General features: G+C 52.1%; 19 protein-coding genes. 13 read left to right on the top strand and 6 right to left on the bottom strand.

Annotated elements, in window-relative coordinates:
* The 3 genes from HMPREF2756_RS10540 to HMPREF2756_RS10530 all read left to right on the top strand — a co-directional run.
* Positions 1-683: DUF6318 family protein (locus HMPREF2756_RS10540; RefSeq protein ID WP_083301722.1), on the top strand; the 683-nt coding region annotated here is incomplete at its 5' end.
* Between the two features lie 266 nt (positions 684-949).
* Positions 950-1,840 (top strand): early set domain-containing protein, encoded by an 891-nt coding sequence (locus HMPREF2756_RS10535; protein ID WP_070620943.1) that lies wholly within the window; start codon positions 950-952, stop codon positions 1,838-1,840.
* Between the two features lie 538 nt (positions 1,841-2,378).
* Positions 2,379-3,734 carry an S-layer homology domain-containing protein gene (locus HMPREF2756_RS10530; protein ID WP_070620941.1) on the top strand — a complete coding sequence of 452 codons (1,356 nt, stop codon included), beginning with the start codon at positions 2,379-2,381 and terminating at the stop codon, positions 3,732-3,734.
* Between the two features lie 93 nt (positions 3,735-3,827).
* On the opposite strand, the gene HMPREF2756_RS10525 is transcribed toward HMPREF2756_RS10530, so the two are convergent.
* The 4 genes from HMPREF2756_RS10525 to HMPREF2756_RS11290 all read right to left on the bottom strand — a co-directional run bounded on the left by HMPREF2756_RS10525 (position 3,828) and on the right by HMPREF2756_RS11290 (position 8,318).
* Positions 3,828-4,544 (bottom strand): PspA/IM30 family protein, encoded by a 717-nt coding sequence (locus tag HMPREF2756_RS10525; RefSeq protein ID WP_013397437.1) that lies wholly within the window; start codon positions 4,542-4,544, stop codon positions 3,828-3,830.
* Between the two features lie 189 nt (positions 4,545-4,733).
* A complete protein-coding gene (locus HMPREF2756_RS10520; RefSeq protein WP_070620939.1) occupies positions 4,734-6,773 on the bottom strand; it encodes a TPM domain-containing protein in 2,040 nt (679 codons plus the stop codon).
* Between the two features lie 236 nt (positions 6,774-7,009).
* Entirely contained in the window at positions 7,010-7,855 is an 846-nt protein-coding gene (locus HMPREF2756_RS10515; protein WP_013397434.1) for a hypothetical protein, read from the bottom strand.
* 301 nt (positions 7,856-8,156) lie between these two features.
* Positions 8,157-8,318, bottom strand: coding sequence for a hypothetical protein (locus tag HMPREF2756_RS11290; protein WP_168163757.1), 162 nt, complete (start codon positions 8,316-8,318; stop codon positions 8,157-8,159).
* A gap of 297 nt (positions 8,319-8,615) precedes the next feature.
* Here HMPREF2756_RS11290 and HMPREF2756_RS10510 point away from each other — a divergent pair, with 297 nt between their 5' ends.
* The 3 genes from HMPREF2756_RS10510 to HMPREF2756_RS10500 all read left to right on the top strand — a co-directional run bounded on the left by HMPREF2756_RS10510 (position 8,616) and on the right by HMPREF2756_RS10500 (position 11,975).
* The gene (locus tag HMPREF2756_RS10510) at positions 8,616-9,941 is read left to right on the top strand and encodes a S1C family serine protease (RefSeq protein ID WP_070620937.1); all 1,326 of its coding nucleotides are present in this window, start codon (positions 8,616-8,618) and stop codon (positions 9,939-9,941) included.
* Between the two features lie 189 nt (positions 9,942-10,130).
* Entirely contained in the window at positions 10,131-10,952 is an 822-nt protein-coding gene (locus tag HMPREF2756_RS10505; RefSeq protein WP_037231059.1) for an electron transfer flavoprotein subunit beta/FixA family protein, read from the top strand.
* A gap of 18 nt (positions 10,953-10,970) precedes the next feature.
* A complete protein-coding gene (locus HMPREF2756_RS10500) occupies positions 10,971-11,975 on the top strand; it encodes an electron transfer flavoprotein subunit alpha/FixB family protein (RefSeq protein WP_070620935.1) in 1,005 nt (334 codons plus the stop codon).
* 64 nt (positions 11,976-12,039) lie between these two features.
* Here HMPREF2756_RS10500 and HMPREF2756_RS10495 read toward each other — a convergent pair whose 3' ends face one another.
* Together HMPREF2756_RS10495 and HMPREF2756_RS10490 are read right to left on the bottom strand one after the other, a co-directional pair.
* Positions 12,040-12,645, bottom strand: coding sequence for a uracil-DNA glycosylase family protein (locus HMPREF2756_RS10495; protein ID WP_013397430.1), 606 nt, complete (start codon positions 12,643-12,645; stop codon positions 12,040-12,042).
* Between the two features lie 4 nt (positions 12,646-12,649).
* A complete protein-coding gene (locus HMPREF2756_RS10490) occupies positions 12,650-13,117 on the bottom strand; it encodes a tRNA (cytidine(34)-2'-O)-methyltransferase (RefSeq protein ID WP_004005052.1) in 468 nt (155 codons plus the stop codon).
* A gap of 137 nt (positions 13,118-13,254) precedes the next feature.
* On the opposite strand from HMPREF2756_RS10490, the gene HMPREF2756_RS10485 reads away from it, so the two are divergent.
* From HMPREF2756_RS10485 to HMPREF2756_RS10455, 7 genes are all read left to right on the top strand, one after another.
* Positions 13,255-14,484, top strand: a complete 1,230-nt coding sequence (locus tag HMPREF2756_RS10485; RefSeq protein ID WP_070620933.1) for a cysteine desulfurase family protein — start codon at positions 13,255-13,257, stop codon at positions 14,482-14,484.
* 97 nt (positions 14,485-14,581) lie between these two features.
* A complete protein-coding gene (gene mnmA, locus HMPREF2756_RS10480; RefSeq protein ID WP_070620929.1) occupies positions 14,582-15,793 on the top strand; it encodes a tRNA 2-thiouridine(34) synthase MnmA in 1,212 nt (403 codons plus the stop codon).
* Between the two features lie 24 nt (positions 15,794-15,817).
* Positions 15,818-16,207, top strand: coding sequence for a chorismate mutase (locus HMPREF2756_RS10475; RefSeq protein WP_070620928.1), 390 nt, complete (start codon positions 15,818-15,820; stop codon positions 16,205-16,207).
* Between the two features lie 17 nt (positions 16,208-16,224).
* Entirely contained in the window at positions 16,225-17,484 is a 1,260-nt protein-coding gene (locus HMPREF2756_RS10470; protein WP_070620926.1) for a uroporphyrinogen decarboxylase/cobalamine-independent methonine synthase family protein, read from the top strand.
* A 37-nt stretch (positions 17,485-17,521) separates the two neighbouring features.
* Complete coding sequence (mtrA, locus tag HMPREF2756_RS10465; RefSeq protein ID WP_013397424.1) at positions 17,522-18,217, top strand: MtrAB system response regulator MtrA; 696 nt, start codon at positions 17,522-17,524, stop codon at positions 18,215-18,217.
* Between the two features lie 54 nt (positions 18,218-18,271).
* A complete protein-coding gene (gene mtrB / locus HMPREF2756_RS10460) occupies positions 18,272-20,023 on the top strand; it encodes an MtrAB system histidine kinase MtrB (RefSeq protein ID WP_070620923.1) in 1,752 nt (583 codons plus the stop codon).
* A 110-nt stretch (positions 20,024-20,133) separates the two neighbouring features.
* Positions 20,134-21,771, top strand: coding sequence for an LpqB family beta-propeller domain-containing protein (locus HMPREF2756_RS10455; RefSeq protein WP_246825930.1), 1,638 nt, complete (start codon positions 20,134-20,136; stop codon positions 21,769-21,771).
* Positions 21,772-21,794 lie beyond the last annotated feature (23 nt).

Here is a 21,794-nt window from a genome sequence, read left to right as displayed (position 1 = left end):
CTGGGTTTGCTGTGCTGTTGTCTGCCTGTGGGGAGGACTCGAAGCCTGCTGGAGCGTCTGTTGAGAGTTCGAGTTCTTCTAGTGCGGAAGGTGCTGGTGCTTCCAGTTCTGCTTCTGTTTCTTCAAGCGAGAGCCCTTCGCCGTCGTCGAGTGCGCCACAGCATTATTCGGGGAACTCGAAAGCACCAGATGGAGAATTTCGTGCCGCTGATGTGTATGGTCCTGCGCAGAATGTTCCGAAGCCCAAGACGGAGGAGGGGTATACGAATGCTTCCTTAGAGGGGATGCGTAAGACGGTGCAAGCGTGGACGGAATGGCGTAACTATGGGCTTCAGACCGGGGACTTCAAAGATGCCATGAAGTTTGTAGATAAACAGTACACTGATGAGCTAGAGCTCTATCAAAATACTTCGAGGTTCTATAAAGATGGAGGGTGGATTGTAGGTGGTGATCTTCATCAGTATGAGTTTCATGGCGAACCTATTAACCAGGGCAATGGAAAATACGAATGGAAATATCTTCTGCTCTGGCCTTATCGGATCTATATAGCGGCTGATGGAAGAGTCAACAAGGTATATAACGATGACTATGAGAATAACTGGTACATGATGACCCTTCACCATGATGGGAATCGCTGGTTTATCGATGGCACTCGTTTTCTAAATGTGCAGGGAAATAAGTAATTATGAGAATGAAGAAGTACTTTTCTGGTGGACTTTCTGCCTGCCTGATACTTTCGCCGCTATATTATGTTCCCAGTGCTCTTTCTATATCATGCGTGAATACCTCTGACAGTTTTCAATGTATGCAGCAAACAGAGACTCAGCTGCGTCAATCTGAGAGGAAAGATCCCGATAACTCTCAAAATCAAAGCTCTCCCAATATAGAGAGCTCACCAGAAACACTGGACGAAATACGGGCACGGCAAGAGGCTTATAGGAGGTGGTATGTGGAGCATCATCATGGTGAGTTTGGGTTTACCCAGGATAAGAATGGTACTGATAAGTCGTTCGGGTTTGATGTCGCTAATGACGGCTCGTACTGCCTCAGTCGTGATGGTCAGGCTGGCACGTTTGAAAAAGCCCCAAAGACCGGGCGTGCTATCCCGGACATGATCAATGAGCTCTATGGAAACAAATGCACCCTGAACGACCCGGAAGCAGCACAGCAAGCCCAAAGCGAGTACGAGCGGATTATCACCGAGATGCGCACCCATTTGCTGGAGTTGATCCCGGCGCACCCACACCTGACTTTGGATAGTGCGCATCCACCACATACGAGTAAGGGTGAGGAAACGAATTTCTACACCACTCTAGAAGGAAGTTCTAATATTTTTGAAGGGGACTTGCCGATTGGGCATACCAGGATTCGGGCGGTGCCGGTGGCGTATCGGTATGAGTATGGAGACGGGCACGACCTAAAAACACATAGTGCTGGTAGCCCGGTGTCTTCACAGTATTCTGGTCAATCCTCGCTTGAGACGTCGACGAGTTATGTGTATCCGATGGTGGGGAATTTTCATGCCTACGTTACGGTGAGGTATGCGGGTCAGTACAGTATTGATGGTGGTTCGTGGCAGTTTTTCGGGACCGAGATCATCCGTATTAGTGAGCCGGTGCTGGTGCGGGTGTGGGAGTCTGAGGTGCACTCGGTGGGCAAGACCTGTACTGAGGACCCGGGAGCACTGGGGTGTCCGGGGCATGCGAAGGAGCCTGATGTGGGGAATCCGAATCCGCAGTTGCGTAAGGTGGATGTGTATACGGGTCAGCGGTGGCATTTGGATGATGTGGGGGTGGGGGATAGTGAGGGTCGGTTGCACCCGACCTGGCCCAACATGTAAAACTCAGGGGTTCACGAAAGAATAAATATTTTTCCGTGAGCTTCTGGGCGAACCCTTCAGGGCGTCCCAGAGGTAGATTCTCTATAACCATGTGACTATTATCGCAATGGTATAAGAATAGAAGCAGGACATCTTTACTTTAAAAATCTATTGAGAATTAGAAAAAGCTACAAACCGCGATATGGTGCGATTCTGCTGTGGCGGTAGGTGCACATTGTCTCTCATGTATGTTCTTGCCAAACGTCAATTCTTAAGAACCTCTTGATCGGCATACCATACCGAAAATTTAACCTATGTTTTTATTTAATATTATTTAACTGGTAATTTAACTCTATTGAATGCTTTACTCCGCTATTGCAGACTTCGTAAAGCTCCCAAATCTGAGGGCACTAATCTCAAGTCCCAGCAGATTATCACTGCTCCGTAGGCGAAATTAGCCCTACCGGAGTCTATCACTCACAACACAAACATAGCGGCTGAATTCAGCGCACATTATTCAGCACATAGCGACAAGAAAATCGAGAACCGAGGACTTACTATGACCCGCATCAGAAAGATGCGTGCCGGAACCCTGGCCGCACTTACCGTACCCGCTATTGTGGGCGCTACCCTTACTGCACCCGCCCATGCAACCGTCGCATCCGGCACATACCGCAGCTACACCGCGCCGAACGGCCTTAACTCTCAGTACCACGTGTATGCAAACGGTATTGACTGGTCAAAACCCGTGGGCGTAGTCTTCTACATTGACGGCGACTATTGGCGTAACGACCAGTCTAAGATTCACAGCCCCGAGCAGGGCATGCTCCCCGCTATGGGCCGTATCGCAAATGCCCGCAACATGGTTTTTGTACCCGTCGTGTCTCCAGATAAAAATGCATCCGGCAACGGCATTACCTGGTGGGAAAACCTTGACGCCAACGGCGACTATTTCCGCTCCTTTGCGCAGCAATTTATTTCGAGTAACGGCATCGACCCCTCACAGGTGTGGACGATGGGTTATTCCGGAGGCGCCGAGTTCATCACCTATGAACTGAATGCGGATCGTCAGGGCACATGGCGCTCTGGCGGCGGTTCTATCCTCGTTGCGGGCGGCGGTTATGAGCGCATGCAGACCGAGGCGCCGCAGAACATTAAGAACCAGCCTATGTACTGGTGGGTCGGCGCCGCCGATACTTCTGGTACAACGAACCCTCCAACGTGGAGCGCCCGAAGTGCTGTTGAACAGGGCTACACTGCGTACCGCAACAGCGGCTTTACCAATACCCAGATGAAACTGATCCCAGGTTTTAGCCACCAAGATTATGACCTGCCGCTGATCATGGCACAATCCCTAGATGCAGGCGGTCACCGTTTTGGTGCGGGGTACAGCGACCTTCCGACCACGAATCCGTTCTACACAGAGATTAGTTGGAACTCGGATCGCCGTATTATGACCGGTTTTGCCGATCGCACTTTCCGTCCGTACAGCGCTGTGAATCGCGCCCAGGTGGCAACATATCTCTACCGTCTTGCGGGTAGCCCTGCCGTGGACCTTCCCGCGACTTCTCCTTTCCCAGATGTTACGCCGAACCACCCGGCATATAAGGAAATCGTGTGGCTTAAACAGCAGGGAATTACGACCGGATGGTCTGACGGTACCTTCCGTCCACATGATGCTATCAGCCGTGAGGCACTGGCGGCGTTTTTCTACCGTTTCAACGGTTCTCCCGCGTATGCACCGGGTGCACAGCAGTTTGCTGATGTAAACCCCTCTACTATGTTCTATAAGGAAATCTCATGGATGGCAGATCAGGGTATTACTACTGGTTGGCCTGACAGCACTTTTCGACCTGGCGAAGCTACCTCACGTGAAGCTATGGCGGCGTTCCTGTACCGTGTCTCTAAGCTCTAGAGTCAGGTTTTCAGCATAGAACATAAAACGCAGATGCTCCCCAACCTAAGGCTGGGGAGCATCTGCGTAATCTAACAGCCGATCAGGCTAAGACTATGCGTTCTTGTTCTTGAGAGCCGCAAGACGCGCGTCAAGTTCAGACTGACGACCAAGCTCTTCAAGGTCATTGAACTGAGCGTCCAGGGAGGAAGCTGCAAGTTCCTGCTGACCCTGCACGCGAGCCTCTTCGCGGCGAACCTTCTCTTCAAAGCGCGAGACCTCGCTCGTGGGATCCATAACATCGAATGCCTTGAGCGCATCATTTACCTGAGACTGAGCGGCAGCGGTCTTCTGGCGGGCGTTAAGCTCATCGCGTTTGGACTTAAGCTCATCCAGCTTTGCACGCATCTTGGTGAGACCGTCTTTGAGCTGCTCCACCACCTGGGTCTGCGATGCGATCTGCGGTTCTGCGGCCTTTGCCTCACGTTCAGCCTGCATCTGCTTGCCCAGAGCAATCTTTGCGAGATTATCGAACTTATCCGCGTTAGCGGTGTCGCCTGCAGCACGGAACTCATCGGCTTTATTGGAGGCAGCCAGAGCCTTAGAACCCCACTCATCGGCGTCGCGCAGGTCTTCGGCATGATCCTGCTCCAGAAGACGCAGGTTACCAATAGTCTGAGCCACAGCTGCTTCTGCTTCTACAATGTTATTTGTATAGTCACGAACCATCTGATCTAACATTTTCTGCGGGTCTTCTGCCGCATCAATGAGGGCGTTAATATTAGCCTTTGCTAGCTGTGCGATACGACCGAAAATGGACTGTTTTACCATGTTATATCCTTTTCTTTCACGCGGCACCGGGAAGGAGCTTATTCGCCCGTACAGTGCCGCAACTTTTCTTATTATCGTGGGTCAGCCTGAAAAATTACTGGGAAAATATCGCCTATAAGGTGACGAGTACAAGAACATGAGGTTAACGAGAACCCTAACACGTTTCTGACACACCTATGTTCTTGTAGGTTAGAAGCTGCCGCCGTCTCCACCGCCGAAGTCGCCGCCACCGCCTCCGAAGTCCCAGCCTCCACCGGAGTCACCGCCGCCCCAGTGATGACCGGTGGATGCTGAAGCAGAGTGTGAGCCCATCGCGCTAAAAATAGCACCTAAGAGCATGCCTTGCGCTAGGGAATCGCCGCCGTAGCTTTGACCATAACGGTTATCATCCCAGTAGTTGTTGACGTCTTGATTTGCGGAGTTCTGCGCATCGCTCGCCAAAGAAATAGCTTCATATGCCCTGTTGAGCGAATTTACCGGGTCGGACTCCCGCAAACGGTGTGCATCGCTCAGGGCAGTTTGCGCCTCCGATAGGTAGGTACGAGCCTGTGATCCGACACCGCGTCGACGGTTGTTAATGAAGTCCGATGCACTGCGTACCTGAGCCTCTGCAGAACGTAAGGTACGAGACAGACTTTCTTTAGCCGCCTGCTCACGCTCACGGTCGGCGCGAAGCGATGACATGGAACGATTCAGCTCGCTTGTGAGCTGATGCAGTTGTTCCGTGAGGGCAATAGGATCATTCGGACGTTCTTGTGCCTGTTGTGAAACCTGCCCAAGAATAGCCTCCATACCGGCTGCCGTCGCGGCGAGTTCGGCACGGTTCTGAGACTCCGCGAGGCTCTTAGCCTCAGCCACGTCACGTTGAATACTCAAAATGTCGGTGCTAAGGCTGGACTGCGCAGATTCCAAAGCTGAGGCGTGATTGCTGACTGCTTCTGCCAGCGAGGTAATCTGAGCCGCAGATTCTTCGGCGTTGCGCAGGTGTACAACAGCTTCGGACCGGGAAACATCCACCAAACGAGATGCCTCCTGAAGTTCCTGAACCACCAGGCTTTGGTGTGATTCCAACAGAGCTGCAGATTTATTGATCGGTTCTAACGCACTCGGCAAGTACTGGTCCTTGAGTCGCGCGTATGTATGCTGCGCGGTTTCGACTATCTGCTGAAGTTCCGGTATACGCCCCTGGAGCTTAGCAATAGCCTGTGGAGCTTCGTGTTCCAGATTGCGCATTTCAGAGAGCTTCTGTGCTTGATCACGGGAAATATCCGAAATCTTCTGAGAATTATCGATAATTTCACTCAACCAAGCGCGCTGTTCCGCAACAGTATCCGGAACATCATCGTTGAGAAGTTTCTGGCGGTGGAATGATGCCTGCATGAGCTCTTGGGCGCGCGTTAGTTCCTCTTCAAAAGGCTTGACGTGTTCATTACCGTATTGGGCGCGGGCAAATTCAAGTTCCTGCTTCGACTGCACCACAGAGTTATCTGCCTGAACAAGTGCGGCACCGGCACTGGTGCGCAGCTCCTCCAACGAAACTTCAGGTACTTTAGATGTTGAGTATGCAGGCGTACTTCCCGGCTCGTTTTTGGAGCGACGGCGTTTCATAATGTAGTACCCAGCGCCCGCTACACCCGCTACGCCTATGGCGCCGCCGCCTATAGCGACAGCGGGGCTAATGCCCCCTTTTTGGGCGTTAATACCGTTGACCGCCTCAAGAGCTGCACCTTTGTAATCCCCGCTTTGCAGTTTTGGCTTGATGTATTTTTGGTACACCTCCGACTGCTGATCAGAACTGAGCGCCTTATTACTTCCAGCAGCGAAGTAAGCACGGCGGCTTTCTGTCGCTATGACAAGAATGGCATCCGCATTACCGTAGCTGTTCTTTTTCGCTGTCTCTTCAGTCCACGCTTTAGCCTCTTCAGGGCTCTCAAACTTATCAATAGTCAGCACATGCAGATCAATATTGTGGTTTTTAGAGAGTTCGCTGATTTTAGAGTTAAGTTCTGAGGTATCGCCCAAGACATTGGTCGTGTCTTGTACTCTACCTGTGATAGTCATGGGAGTTTGGGCTTGCGCGGTACTGATACCGGGTGTCAAGAACGAAGAGCCCGCCGCCGGTAGCGCGACTGAAAGCATAGTGGTGCCAAAAGCTAAAGCACCTACGCTGAGGGCACGTCGGATGCGCCGAGAACCAAACGGACGGTCAGCATTCGTGATATTACTCAAAGGAAGACTCCCATTCTTTCGCATATGCCGCGCGGTGATTATCCACGGCGTGGGAGGAATAAACCCACACGTACTTCCATCTTACCGGTCACCTCCCTGTCATGAGCTGTAGTCATCACAGAGCGTACACATCTGAAGAAATTCCGGACTAATTCTCAGGATACGATCGTCGACTGTTTACTCCAGGAGTACCGCTTTTGTTCACGATGCGGTACTCATTGGATGAATAATATTGGCTAATTCAGATCGTAGCCGCGGTTCTTCATATATTCCGTATCCGTCACCATATGGTGCCCGGGACGATTCGGCATTTGATACTGCTGGGGAACTTGTACCTGCGAAGGATCGCGGAGCGGCAGGTCGTTCTGCCATTTTTGTAATTCTGCCGTTTTTCGACGGTTTTTACGTACGACGCGGATGATGAGGACAGGAATTCCAAGCAGAATAAACAGGATAAAAACCAACACGCCTGCGGCAACAAGAAAATTTTCGAACCAGCCATCGGCTTCGGAAATATCGCTTAGTCCCTGAGGGATATTTCCGTCATTGCTCGCGGAGTAGTCATGGTCCCCGATAAAGATATCAGTGAACATGCGTCCGGCGGTACCGTAAAGACCATGATCCGCGATAACACGCTTGATACTGCTGTTTTGGGAGCTCGAATTGTCTTTAACGTACAGGGCGTGTGCCCATGCATCGCTCATAAAACTCTGGTCATTGCTGATAATAGTGCCTTGGTTCTTAGACGTATCGATAAGCAAAATTACTGTACGTGGGCGAGCATGGTTGAGACTCAGGAATTCTTGACCCCACTCCTTGAGCGGTTTGCCATTGGTCCCAGAGACCAACACCATATAGGCTTCTACCGAGTGAAGGGCATTACTGGTACTCAAACCTTCGGTGAGCTCGTCTTCAAGTCCATCCGATAAGGCATTAAGAGTTCCGTCCCGGTCAATAATAGGGGTTTGCGGATTTAGCGTGACCTCGAAAGGTGCTTGAGCGTGGGCCGCCGTCGGGTAAGCAATGAAACTAGCGCCGATACCGGTCAACGCGCAGATGAAAGACAGCATGAGGGTGACCATAATACGGGTCAGAGATCTTTGAGACGAATGGGGTCTAGATGTGGCACCATAAAAATTTTGGGAGACAGTGTTTCGGCGATGAATAGTCATACCAATAAACATACCCTGTTTTAGAGCGGCTTAAGGGAATTTTTCTGAAGAAATATCACCTTGCGATATGACTCAGCTGCACCACGAGTTGTTAGAGACTCTACGAAGCTTAAGAAAAGGTGACCGTTACCCTACTTAGTAGACGGCACCTCTTAGCTTGTATTACGAGCTTTCGTCGTTGGTGCGTGTAATACTAAGATCTTCGTGATTTTTATAAGCTGGTCGCCGAGCTAAGCTGCTGCTCAAGCGCAGAAGAACAAGACTGAGCACGCGCCAAACGACGATGCACTATACCTGCACAGCAGGCTACCAGGCCGGTACCAAAGCCAAGAATAACGGCCAGCATGGTACTAATAATGAGTGCTGTCAGCATGTCTGTTCCTTTCTTGAAGCGATCTCGTTAAACCTTAGAGCCCGTCTTTAAGCGTAGGCTGTGAAATTGACTCTGGAAGGCTGTACCTCTTGAAATATTTTTGTGGAGTTACCTCGGAATTTGAGGGTTCTCAGCAAACTCCCAGGAAATTCCGGGTGCAACCTCAGAGAAAACGGAGGTATAAAACAAGAACTGCGTTTACAGTAGAAAAAGACGCGTGCCTGTTGGCGCTGTCGCCAATATGGTTATTCAGATATCACCTAAGATTTATTGAGAGCCCCTCAAGGAGAGACCACAATGACCCAATACCCTGGTGGCTGGAACCAAGATTCTGGCGCTAACGGTTATAACGATGCAACCCGTCCAATGCAGCAGTCTGCACCCGGATCCTATGCTCAACAGGACTACCAGAGTACGGGTTATCAACAGCAGGGTTACCAGCAAAATTATCAAACTTCCGGGTATCAACAGAGCTCCCAGAATGGATATCAGAACCAGTACTCCGGGCAGGGGCAGAACCCTCAGCAAGAGCCCAAGAAGAAATATGGAACCGGTGTTGTGCTTACCGCGGCTTTGCTTGCAGCCCTTGTGGGCGGCGGCGTAGGTGCTGGTGTTGGAGGCGGTATTGCCGCATCTACAAGCAGCAATAGTTCATCTGTCACCGGTAGAAATGCTGGAGGCAGTGCAACAAATCCCACAGTCGTAACCGATACAGCTAAGAAGGTGCTTCCTTCGACCGTCACTGTAGGATCAAAGCTGACCGACGGTAACGGCGTTGGTACAGGTGAAGTTCTCGATAACCAGGGACATATTCTCACCAATAATCACGTAGTCTCTACAAACGGTACCCAGCAGTCCTCTAGAGTCGAAGTGCGTTTGCATGACGGAAGTATTCGCGTGGCAAAGATCGTGGGTACCGATGTAACCTCGGATCTTGCGGTCATTAAGATTGACCCCAGTGGGCTAGACCTTAAACCCATTACCTTTGGCGACTCCTCGAAGGTCGTTCCTGGTGAAACCGTGGTGGCGCTTGGCTCGCCACATAATCTGCAGGATACCGTGACTGCGGGTGTTATCTCTAACACCGACCGTGCTGCAGAAGCAGAAAAAGACGGCGTATATATTCCCATGATTCAGACCGATGCGCCGGTGAACCATGGTAACTCGGGCGGTCCTTTGGTGAACTCTAGCGGGGCGCTCGTGGGCATCAACTCTCAGATCGAGTCTGAAGGCGGCGGCAATGAGGGCATCGCGTACGCCATTCCCTCGAACTACGCTAAGCGTATTTCTGACGAAATTATTAGCAAAGGCAAAGCAACCCATGGGTACCTAGGCGCGAATATTGAAAGCGCCCCTGGGCAGACCAACGAGGGAGAATCTCGGTTCTTCCCGGATGGTGTGCGGGTCACCAATATCTCTAGCGGAAGCCCTGCAGAAAAGGCTGGTCTGCAGAAGGGAGATGTTATCGTCGAGGCGGATGGCCACCGCATCGAACAGAGTAAGACCCTCAACGGCGTGGTGCGTGCACAAGCAGCAGGTGCCACAGTGGATATGAAGATTAAACGGGGGTCAGAGACAAAGAACATCAAGGTGACGCTCGGCGACGCCGATAATCAGCATTAACAGAGCTATAAAACTGCCCGAGGCGGCGTTTCACATGAAGAAACGCCGCCTCTCCTTTGCCTGCTGTGTTCAGGAATATACCGCTCTCATATCCGGGTTTTCCTGACTGAAGATTTCACGGCAAGGTAGAATATAGCCAAACCTAACTAAACCCCACAAACGCGCCGCACACACATGAGGCGCAGGAGGATGAGCGTGAGCGAAAACGCATATCGCATCGCCGTACTTACCAAGTACGTGCCAGACACCCAATTTGAACAAAAACTTGACGATACTTTGCGGGTAGACCGCAGCGAATCAGTGATGAGTGAGCTTGACGAATACGCTGTAGAAGCCGCCATGCAGATCGTCGAAGCGGAAGATACCGATGCAGCGAATTCTGCAGTTATCGCTTTTACGTTAGGCGCAGCGGATGCCTCTAAGGGGCTGCGCCGTGCGCTGCAGCTGGGTGCACACGCAGGCGTACACATTCTCGACGATGCTTTCGCAGGGGCTGATGCTCTGGCGACCTCACGCATCATAGCCGCTGCACTCTCCACCTATGAGCAGGAACACGGCACCTTCGACCTGATTCTGACGGGTATGGCATCAACCGAAGGTGAGACTTCGTTGGTGCCCGTTCAGGTGAGCGAACTTTTGGGGCGCACCGGAATCTCTCAGGTGGCATCGCTGACCGTTGCGGGCCGAACTGTTAGGGCACGCCGGGATCTGGATACTCGCTCGCAGCATTGTGAAACTGAATTGCCAGCTTTAATTTCGGTGACCGACCAGGTGAACACTCCGCGATACCCCAACTTTAAGGCGCTTATGGCAGCAAAAAAGAAGCCTATTACGACCGTGAACGCAGCGGATATTGCGGATGAGCTTGCTAAGTTCGGCGGCAGCGCATCGACCGTTACCGTGACCGAAGCGCAGGCGCGGGAAGAACGCACCGCAGGTGAAACCATCGTGGATGAAGGCGACGGCGGCATACAGCTGGTCGAATTCTTGGCATCCCGAAACCTCATTTAACCAGTACAGGAGATAACGATGACGACTGCATACCGTGTGCTGGTTATAGGCAGCACAACGAATTTTGCGACCGAACCCAGCGGTGTGGACCGAGAACTTTTAGCGTTGGCACGACTGCGCGCCGGTATTGGACAGGGCGGAACACAGTTGGGAGTATTGACATTCGCCCAAGGCTCCGCCGATATTGCGCAGGTTTACGCTAAACAGGGCGCGGCACGTGTCTTTGCCCCAGCGCAATCCATGACAGATACTTTGTCTGCTGCCCGCGTGGAACTCGCCGTACAGGCTATTACTGAGTTTGGTCCTGATGTGGTTCTTGCCCCGCATGATATTGACTCGATTGAGCTTCTGGGGCGCGTGGCCGTGCGCCTCGGGAATTCCGAGGCGGGATCTCGTTCCGTAGGCGTTGTGACGGGCGCTCATGACGTGGATGATGCGCTCAATATTCGTAAGAATGTTTTGGCGGGCGAGTACGACAGCACCGTGCGGGTTGAAGGTCTGCCGTTGGTAACCCTACGCCCCAACTCGGTAGATACGGCGGCGGCACCCACTGCGGTGGGGGAGGGTGTACTCACCACCTATACTCTGCCCGGGTACGATATGGTGCGTATCACCGAAATAACCGAGAAGCCTACATCTGCTCGCCCCAACCTTGAAGAAGCAGCTACCGTTGTGGCGGCTGGCCGCGGTATCGGCGGCAAGTTAGCCCCCATTGAGGATCTGGCGGATGCGCTCGGCGCCGCGATCGGTTCGACCCGCGCCGTCACAGACGCAGGCTGGCTGGATCACTCTACTCAGATTGGGCAAACCGGCAAGAGCGTTTCTCCCGAACTATACGTTTCCGTGGGTATTTCGGGGGCTCTTCAGCAGAAGGTCGGCATGGATACTTCAAAGACTATTGTCGCCATCAACAGGGATGCGGATGCGCCCATATTCGAGATTGCCGACTTTGGCGTCATTGGGGATCTTTTCACTGTCATCCCGCAGGCTGTTGAAGAAATTAAGAGGCGCCGCAACGCCTAGTTTCTAACAGGTCAGCGTCCTGGAAACCTAGACTAGGTTTTCAGGACGCTTTCACAAGATTAGGCTATGCACCCAAGATTTTACGTACCCGCTCACGCAGATCGGGTATATTCTCGGCCTCAAACCAGGGATTACGCTTGCGCCAGCCAATATTGAGCGGAGAAGGGTGCACCAGAGGCACAAAACCCGGCAGATAATCCTCTGCGTGTGCCACCGTTTCCGTAAGGTTACTGCGAAGCCGCGGAGCAGAAACTCCATCGAGATAGTACTTTTGCGCATAGGCACCTACCAGAATGGTTAATTGTGCATGCGGCATCATGGCGCGCAGCCGCGGATGCCAACGCGGCGCAAAATCCTTACGCGGTGGTAAATCACCGTGCTTACCTTTTCCCGGATAATAAAAATCCATCGGCATCAGGGCAAACAGCTCTGGGTTATAAAACTCGTCATCGCTTACGCTCAACCATGTACGAAGTAACCGACCACTCACATCATTCCATGGAATACGAGTCTCTTGTGCAATACGCCCGGGTGCCTGACCCACCAGAATAATGCGTGATCGAGCGCTCGCCGAATATACGGGCTCCCACCCGCGTGACGTGTACTCGGCGTTCATCGGGTCGGCGGCTATATCCTCAAAAAGTAGGGGAACCTGGCGGTTGGCACACATACAACTAAATCTTTCCTCCCGTGAATCCGTGTTGGCGCCATGCCTCAAAAATTGCGATGGACGCGGAGTTCGCTAGATTAAGAGAGCGGCGCCCAGGAATCATGGGGATTTTTACGCGTTCTGTAATATGCTCATCCTGCTGTACATCGGCTGGTAAGCCCACGGACTCCGGACCAAACATAAGCACATCGCCATCACGATATTCAAGATCCGCATACGAGGTTGCTGCCGTGGTGGTAAAGGCGAAAACACGCGCAGGCATCATGGCTTTCCAAGCATCCTGCAGGGTCTTATGAACCGTTACGACCGCAAGATCGTGATAATCCAGCCCGGCACGGCGCAGATGCGCATCTTCAAAATTGAATCCTAGAGGCTCGACGAGGTGAAGTTCAGCGCCGGTTACTGCGGCCAGACGAATGGCGTTACCCGTATTCCCCGGAATTTCGGGGGTATAGAAAAGAATCTTGAACACGTACCCCAGTGTACCGCGCATGTTTCCACCGAACGTGACTCTTCGCAGGTTTAGCCTGCGGCGCATTTATGACGAATTCCTCCCGAAAGTTCGAGGAACAACGATAGAATAAGGGCAATACGCCAGAGGAGGAAATAGTGAACCGGGTCTACCTAGATCACGCAGCGACTACCGATGTCCTGCCAGCTGCTATAGACGCAATGGTACAGCAGATGCGTGCGGGCGGTAACCCCTCCTCGCTGCACGCTACCGGACGCGATGCCCGTGCCACCGTTGAATATGCACGCGAACGTATTGCCCGAGCCATAGGATGCGATGCCGCCGAGGTTATTTTTACTTCTGGAGGAACAGAGGCAGACAACCTTGCGGTTAAGGGGATGTACTGGAAACGCAGGGAAACAGACCCGGCGCGGCGGCGCATCCTGGTATCAAGTATTGAGCATCATGCGGTGGAAGAAACCTGCGAATGGCTGCAGAAGGCCGAGGGCGCGGTTATCGACTGGATTCCAGTGGATTCGCAAGGGCTGGTAGATCCCGAAAGCGTGCGGGAACTGATCGCCCAGAACCCTGCGGATGTTGCGTTAGTTACCGTTATGTGGGCAAATAATGAAGTTGGCACTGTACAGCCCATTCAAGATATTGCCGCCATAGCCTCTGAATACGGTATTCCCATGCATACGGATGCGGTGCAGGCTTTCGGCGCGGTGCCCGTTAATTTCCGTAACAGTGGGGTTGATACGATGGCGATTTCCGGGCATAAAATTGGCGGTCCCATGGGCATCGGTGCGCTTATCGCCACACGAACAGCGCAGCTCACCCCGGTTTTGCACGGGGGCGGGCAAGAGCGTTCCGTGCGTTCCGGCACTATAGATGCCCCTGCGATCGCGGGATTTGCCGAGGCCGCCGTGCACGTGATTGAGCATCTTGAAGAAGAATCCATCCGTATTGCAGCACTTCGCAATGAGCTAATAGCGGCGGTACAGGCGGTTATTCCACAAGCTCACCTGAGCGGCATCGACCCAACAACCGAGGCCTTTCCTGGTGAAAAAAGGCTGCCTGCAAATGCTCACTTTACTTTTGAAGGCGCAGAAGGAGACACCATCCTCTTTCTGCTCGACATGCAGGGGATTCAAACCTCAACCGGTTCGGCCTGTAACGCGGGAGTAACAAGACCATCCCATGTGCTTCTCGCCATGGGGCTGGACGAAGACACCGCCCGCAGTGCGCAACGATTTACTCTTGGGCATTCCAGCACCGGCGAAGACATTGCTCGGTTGCTCACGGCCCTGCCCGAAGCCTATGCACAGGCGGCAAAAGCGGGTCTTTCCTCACATCTGCCTGACGCTCAACGCTGGTACGGCGGATAATTGCGGCGAACCTGCGCACATGCAATAAGAAGCGTACAATAGAACCTCACATTTATTCTCACCACGAAACCGTACCCAACGTTTATAAGGAAACTCTGTGAAGATTTTGGCTGCTATGAGTGGCGGTGTCGATTCAGCTGTTGCTGCCGCCCGTGCCGTTGAGGAGGGGCATGAGGTGGTTGGCGTGCATTTGGCGCTTTCTCGTATGCCCGGAACGCTCCGCACCGGTTCTCGTGGGTGCTGCACCCTTGAAGATTCTATGGATGCACGCCGCGTATGCGCCCAGTTGGGCATACCCTTCTTCGTGTGGGACTTCTCGGAGCGTTTCAAGGAAGATGTGGTCGATGATTTTATCGCCGAATACGAAGCGGGACGAACCCCCAATCCCTGCATGCGCTGTAACGAGAAAATCAAATTTGCCGCGCTTTTGGAACGTGCCGTCTCCCTGGGGTTTGATGCGGTAGTCACCGGTCATTACGCCCGCGTTATCACCAATGACGACGGTAACCGAGAACTGCATCGAGCCGCCGACTGGGCAAAAGATCAGTCCTATGTGTTGGGCGTCCTTACCCACGAACAGCTCAAACACGCCTGGTTTCCTCTAGCAACCACGCCTTCGAAGGCGGAGGTTCGCGCGGAGGCCGAACGGCGTGGTTTTTCGGTTGCCAAGAAACCGGACTCTTACGATATTTGCTTTATTCCCGAGGGTGATACCCGTGCCTGGCTAGGTGAGCACATTCAAATGCGTCCCGGCATGATTAAAGATACCTCCGGCAATGTGGTGGGGGAACACCCTGGTGCTCAAGGATTTACAGTTGGGCAACGTAAGGGACTAGCCTTAGGAACTCCGGCGCCTGACGGGAAGCCCCGCTTTGTTCTAGAAATCCGACCAAAAACGAATGAAGTTATTGTCGGTTCTCGTGAGTTACTTTCTATCGATGAAATCCGCGGAATTCGGGCCACCTGGGCTGGAATTCCTGTTCCGGAAGCAGAACATTTTCTTGCGCAGGAGCCAAAACTCGGCGTGCGCAGCGAGACCTTTGATGTTACCGCCCAAGTGCGTGCACATGCAGACCCGGTACGCGGTACCGCGCATCTTGAATGGGCAGAAGATACCGATGCCGAAACCCCCGGAAAACTTCGTGTAGAGACCGTGGTGCGTCTGCACGATGGGCTCTTTGGTGTAGCACCCGGGCAAACTATGGTGCTTTATCAGGGCACACGAGTTTTAGGACAGTCCACTATAGCCCGTGCTTACTCACTCGCTCGTGAAGACCTTGATGATCTTCGTGAAAACGCAGCCGTGTAATGCTCGTACCCCTAAGGACCTATAATGACCCAGCAAGAATTTGATCCGCGTGCCACCTCCATGGGAGACGAAGTTTCCGCCGAGGTTTACGAAGAACTCTTCGCGATGCGGCGCTCTATTGATAATTTCGATGCCGCGTTGGTTCATATTCTTGCGGAGCGTTTTCGAGCCACCCAGCGCGTTGGGGTTCTTAAAGCACAGCATAACCTGCCTGCGGGTGATCCAGGAAGAGAAGAAGCCCAGATAGCTCGTCTGAGGGCTATGGCGAAAGAGTCTAGTCTCGATCCCGAATTTGCGGAGAAATTTTTGAACTTCATTATTTCCGAGGTTATTCGACACCACGAAAAAATAGCGCACGAGCATAAGGACGAGCTGGCTCAAAACGATGATTTTCTCGACCGTCAGACGGATTAGATGCTAGCGTAGATTTGATGACCTCGTTCTCTACCAGATTTGCGGACGAAAACACCCGAAAACAGTATGTGCCCGAGCGCCTGCTGCTACCGGGTGATTATCGTGCACCCGAACGTGAGTTCGCTACCGAGCTTGCTGAGCGCGATACTGTTGCGGTACGAGCCAGCGGACTAGGCGAATTCCCCGGCACGCAGATAATAGATGCCCTGCATCGTGTGCGCGGTGAGTTGGGGCATCCGCATCTTCCATTCTTACCGGAGCTTCCAGAGTGTGGCTGGCAGAGCACTACTCTTGCTCGCACCATTGCCACACTCTCTGGAATGGAACTTGAAGGCGCGTCCTATGGATGGCGATTAGTTCACGCTAGAGGCGGCGGTACCCGCGAAAGTGCGCGTGCGCGATCCCGTTATGTCTCAGATATTAACGCACTCGCCGATGTCGTAGGCGGTGAGTCTTCTGGAGCTTCAGCGTCTGAGGACGCTGCGCCCAGTTTCAAAATTCAGCTGTGCGGACCATACACCCTTGCTGCGCGGGTCTATGCGCCTAATGGCGAGCGTGCCATCAGTGATGTGGGGGCGGCACGCGATATACGGGATGCCTTTCTAGAAGGGCTAGGGGAGAGCATCTCTCTTATCCGTCAAGCCCTCAACCAGCCCGAAGCCCGTCTTACGGTACAACTGGACGAGCCGGAACTTGGGCGCCTTATTTCGGGTACTATCCCTACGGTGAGTGGTTTTCGCACTATCCCAGCGGTACCGGTTAGCGAAATCTACGAAAGTTACCGTATCTGCGCCAATACTTTTGCCGAACTTACCATAACGCCTATGCTGAACCTCACCAAGGTTCCTTTGACGTATCCTGATGATCGCACGTCGAACCTCAGCTCTGTGGCAGATGCTTGCGCTATAGCCCGTACGTTTTCAACGGCAGATAATCCTGCCGAACTGCTTTTTGATCCGGACGAGGCAAGCCAGAATCTGATTCAGGCACAGCCTCTTAGCGACCCGCATCGCTGGGAAATAGCGGCGGCCGTACTAGAATCCGGAGCAAGGCTTTGGCTGCCCATCGTAGAATCGGATGCTATACCGCAGCAAGCACAGAGATTGTGGAGACTGTGGAATGATGTTGGACTGCAGAGAGCCGAGATACGTTCGGTTGGGCTAACACATCGTGCAAATATTACACATATAAACCCGCATGAGGCCACACTTCAGATGGCGAGAACCACAGAGTATGCGCGAATAGTCGCAGAAATGGTGGCTGAGGGCTTAGGATAATTACTATAATCACCGAATAATATAGAGGAGAGACGCCATGACCACCACCACCTCGACCGTCCTGGTCGTTGATGATGATGACGCTCTTGCAGAAATGATCGGCATTGTCCTGGCACAGGAAGGATATAACGCAGTTTTTTGCGAAAACGGCTCTCGCGCCTTTGAGACGTTTATGCGGCATTCACCAGATTTGGTATTGCTGGACCTCATGCTTCCGGGGAAGAGCGGTATCGAAGTCTGTGAGCAGATCCGTTCGTCATCTAACGTGCCTATCATCATGCTGACTGCTAAAAGCGATACTGAAGATGTGGTAAAAGGGCTGGAAGCTGGCGCTGACGATTACATCGCGAAGCCCTTCAAACATCTTGAGCTTATGGCTCGTATCCGTGCTCGTTTGCGCCCGCGTGAGAGCCGCCAGTTGGTGGTGCGGGTGGGAGATACCATCATGGATATGGATGGCCGAACCCTCAAGTATAAAGGTGTTGAAGTGCCTATGACACCTTTGGAATTCGACCTTCTTGCAGCTTTGGTTCGCCGTCCGGGGCAGGCCATGAGCCGTCAAGAGCTGTTAGAGACTGTCTGGGGCTATAGCGATGTGAGCGATTCTTTGGTAAACGTTCACGTGCAGCGTCTTCGCGCGAAGTTTACGGATATTGGTGCTGAACAGGTTATCCAAACGGTGCGCGGCGTCGGATATAAAGTACCCCTAGAGAACGTTGGAGGTGCCGCCTAACGTGATATTTCAGTCCGCTATGCGCATCTTCATGTCTGGAAAGTAACTTTGCCTATGCCCACACCTGACGCAACCTCTGGAGCCCCCGATAGTCGGGACTTGGACGCTAAGTCTAAGCCCCGGAAAAAACGAACCCTCAACCCCTTCCGTGCAATTCACCGGTTGTGGGTTCATTCTCTGCAATTTCGGTCCGTGACCAGCGCGGGCATCATGATGCTTATTGCTTTTATTGCGGTAGGAACCTCGCTGTCTAACCAGATTGCAACATCGCTTTTTGAGAATAAAAAGAACCAGGCGTTAGAAGAATCTATTAAGGGATTCGACAATGTTCAAAGCGTTTTTGATGGTTCTTCGGAAGCACGTACCGATAGTGAAATCCGCCGTAACGTCACCCGTGCACTTACCCTTTTGGACGCGAGCGGCGATACCCAGAGGCGTTGGGTTTTGGTGCCTTTAGACCAACAGTCCAAGAAAGGATTTATCCCTGAACAAAGCGGTGACAATGCGTTAGATGCCGCGACGATACCTGAGGATTTTAAATCAACTGTGCGAGATTCTCCAGGTGGAGTATTTTGGGAGAAGAAAGACCTATCAGAACCGGAAAAATCTAATGGTGAACCCTATCCCGCTCTGATTATTGGTACAAGTGTTTCTATACCTCAGAACCCTGATTACGGGTTGTTTGTGGTTTATGATCTTAGCGAATCATCCTCCACCATTACATATATCAACGTTGTGCTTGGTACAGGGTTTACAGTGCTGTTGATTCTGGTGCTTTCAATTGTGTGGTTTGTAACCCGTTTAGCGGTGCGACCGATTACCCTGACTGCGATCACGGCAGAGAAACTTGCTGCCGGTGACCTGAATCGACGCGTTAGTGTTCGCGGTAAACATCAGGCTGCGCGATTAGGAATTTCCTTTAATAAAATGGCGGATAGTCTGCAGGATCAGATTACACAGCTGGAGAGACTATCGACGCTGCAGCAGCGATTCGTCTCGGATGTGTCGCATGAGCTGCGTACACCGTTGTCGACGGTACGGCTGAGCAGCGAACTCCTTTATGACTCGCGTGACACCCTCAATCCTGTGCAGTCGCGCAGTGTGGAGCTTATGCATAACCAGGTGGATCGCTTCCAAGCCTTGCTTTCTGACCTTCTGGAAATTTCGCGCTTTGATGCTGGCAGCGCCGTTTTGAACATCGACGCTGAAGACTTTATGAGTGTTCTTAACGATGTTTTGGTCGAGGTTATCCCGCATCTGGAACGTACCGGAACCAGGCTTATTGTGCATTCTGAGCAGGCGCATATTGATATTGATATCGATAGGGTTCGCATTGAACGTGTTTTGCGTAATCTCCTCTTTAACGCTATTGAGCACGGTGAATCCAAGCCCGTCGATATTTACATCGCTACCAATGCAACAAACTTGGGTGTGGCGGTACGCGATCATGGCATCGGCTTGAGTGAGGAGGAAGCAGCACAGGTCTTCAACCGTTTCTGGCGTGCAGATACCTCACGCAAACGCACTCTAGGGGGTACCGGATTGGGCTTGTCTATTACCGCCGAGGATGTACGTTTGCATGGCGGGCGTATTGAGGCTTGGGGTATGAAAGGAAAAGGTGCTTGCTTCACGATGAACCTGCCACTTGTTCATGGGGGAGAGCTCGGTCCTTCCCCGGTCTTGATTACCGGAGAACCTGAGCCAGAGGCATATGCTCACAGCGCTCTTGCGGGCGATACTCTCTCGACATCATTGCGTAAAACCCGTCATGCAACTCAAGATGATGCATCTGAAGGACAGGTATAATGCGCAGGATATTTCAAAACTCTTCGCACAAACAAATGCTGTCAGAGACCCTGCCCACTCTTTCACGCCGCACGATGCTTCTGGGCGGAGTCGGAAGTATTGCTTTATTGATGCAGGCTTGTTCCGGTCTACCTGCTTCAGAGGGAATTCATCGGCACTCTGATAATCTCAACAGCAGAGAAGAGAGGAGGGCTGCAGCGCGGGCTATCAGTCCACAGGCTGGTGGCACTCCGGAAAGTATTATTGAAGGATTTTTACGCGCCGGGGTCGATAGTTCCGATAATTATGGAATAGCACGAGAGTATCTAACGACCGAGTTCGCACAACGATGGAATCCACTGGAATGGACTCGTGTATATTTTGAAACTGCACGTATTACGCGCGGTGAAAACGATATTTATAAGGTGTCTGTTACGCAAAGCGGTCTTGTAGATGACCGAGGCTTGACCAGTACCTCTTTCTCAACTGATACTCCTAACTCAGAACCGGAAACATTTGAAATGGTGCAGGAAAACGGTGAATGGCGTATCAAGAATTGTCCCTCAGGGCTGTGGCTTGACACCAGTGAATTTTATCGATCTTTCAAAGCTTACCGTCTGTATTATTATGATCCCAGTTATACCTACGCGGTGCCAGATTTACGCTGGTTCGCACATCGCGATGAGATTTTTAAAACGTTGGCCCAGACCCTAATAGCGGGACCAGCAAAGTATCTCAAAGAATCTGTGTTCTCGGCGACCCAGGAGTCCATGAAAATTAACGAGTTCAACTTTAACGCTGAAAAGCATACGATAAAGATTGATTTCGGAGGCGAATCTATAGGTGAACTTCAGTTAGCTCGTTTACGCCAACAGATTGTGCATCTTGTCAGCAATTTTAGGGATGTTGAGACTGTAGTTTTCTGTTATAACGGTCACGAAATTTCATCATCAGATAAGCCAGGAGGATTCCATGAAATATCTTTGGTAACGCAGCCTAATACCAAAGTTGTGGCGCTTAATGAGGACCGTTTAGTAACACAGCGTGATTTTGACGCTGGAGATTCGCAGCGCACGCTAGTGGAAAAAATCAAGGATCCTTCGGCACCAACTATCGGATATGACGGCACTACCTACGCTTATTTAAGTGAGGGGCGTAAAAAGCTTTATACAGTGCGCGATACAAATTCCTCAAAAGTTTGGGAAACACGCGACCTATCTCGCCCCAGCATTGACCATTATGGATGGGTATGGGCTACCGATCATAGCGGAACGGTGCGCGCCTTTAACCCTGCATCCGATAGCGTTGAGGAAAGAGAAAAAGGTCTTAATATCTCTGTGCCCTGGCGAAATGGCCTTGTTTTTAACTCTCTTAAAATTTCGCGGGATGGTACACGTGGTGCATTCATCGCCTCCCGAGATGATACGTCGATGCTGATTATCTCGGGGATTATACGTGATGAGAGCGGTAAACCGCGTAGTTTTACCGAATTAGTGCGGGTTAACGCCTCTGTATCTCCCCATTGTGTAGATTGGGCGGGGGAACAGACCCTTGCCGTCGTCAATACAACCACAGGGGAAGCAGAACTAACCTCTCTCAATAGCGAGGAGACAAAGCTGGACCGGTTGGAGGGACTGCGCTCTATGTCTGCGGCAGGGGACAGCGGTCATATTATTGGGCACGTTGATACGGGAGAGTGCTATCTTCTGGAAGAGCGCGGCTGGAAACCCATAAGTGGTCCGCTGAGTGAGATTACGTACGCAGGGTAAAAGAGCAATGGATAAAACACCTC

This window comes from Rothia sp. HMSC067H10 (assembly GCF_001810635.1).
Lineage (GTDB): Bacteria > Actinomycetota > Actinomycetes > Actinomycetales > Micrococcaceae > Rothia > Rothia dentocariosa.
This window is presented reverse-complemented; position numbering and strand designations above follow the sequence as displayed.

Coding starts and splice junctions, on each gene's coding strand:
- HMPREF2756_RS10530 (WP_070620941.1), top strand. CDS start 2,379: ATGACCCGCATCAGAAAGATGCGTGCCGGAACCCTGGCCGCACTTACC.
- HMPREF2756_RS10525 (WP_013397437.1), bottom strand. CDS start 4,544: ATGGTAAAACAGTCCATTTTCGGTCGTATCGCACAGCTAGCAAAGGCT.
- HMPREF2756_RS10515 (WP_013397434.1), bottom strand. CDS start 7,855: ATGGTCACCCTCATGCTGTCTTTCATCTGCGCGTTGACCGGTATCGGC.
- HMPREF2756_RS11290 (WP_168163757.1), bottom strand. CDS start 8,318: ATGCTGACAGCACTCATTATTAGTACCATGCTGGCCGTTATTCTTGGC.
- HMPREF2756_RS10510 (WP_070620937.1), top strand. CDS start 8,616: ATGACCCAATACCCTGGTGGCTGGAACCAAGATTCTGGCGCTAACGGT.
- HMPREF2756_RS10505 (WP_037231059.1), top strand. CDS start 10,131: ATGAGCGTGAGCGAAAACGCATATCGCATCGCCGTACTTACCAAGTAC.
- HMPREF2756_RS10500 (WP_070620935.1), top strand. CDS start 10,971: ATGACGACTGCATACCGTGTGCTGGTTATAGGCAGCACAACGAATTTT.
- HMPREF2756_RS10495 (WP_013397430.1), bottom strand. CDS start 12,645: ATGTGTGCCAACCGCCAGGTTCCCCTACTTTTTGAGGATATAGCCGCC.
- HMPREF2756_RS10475 (WP_070620928.1), top strand. CDS start 15,818: ATGACCCAGCAAGAATTTGATCCGCGTGCCACCTCCATGGGAGACGAA.
- HMPREF2756_RS10470 (WP_070620926.1), top strand. CDS start 16,225: ATGACCTCGTTCTCTACCAGATTTGCGGACGAAAACACCCGAAAACAG.
- mtrA (WP_013397424.1), top strand. CDS start 17,522: ATGACCACCACCACCTCGACCGTCCTGGTCGTTGATGATGATGACGCT.
- mtrB (WP_070620923.1), top strand. CDS start 18,272: ATGCCCACACCTGACGCAACCTCTGGAGCCCCCGATAGTCGGGACTTG.
- HMPREF2756_RS10455 (WP_246825930.1), top strand. CDS start 20,134: ATGCAGGCTTGTTCCGGTCTACCTGCTTCAGAGGGAATTCATCGGCAC.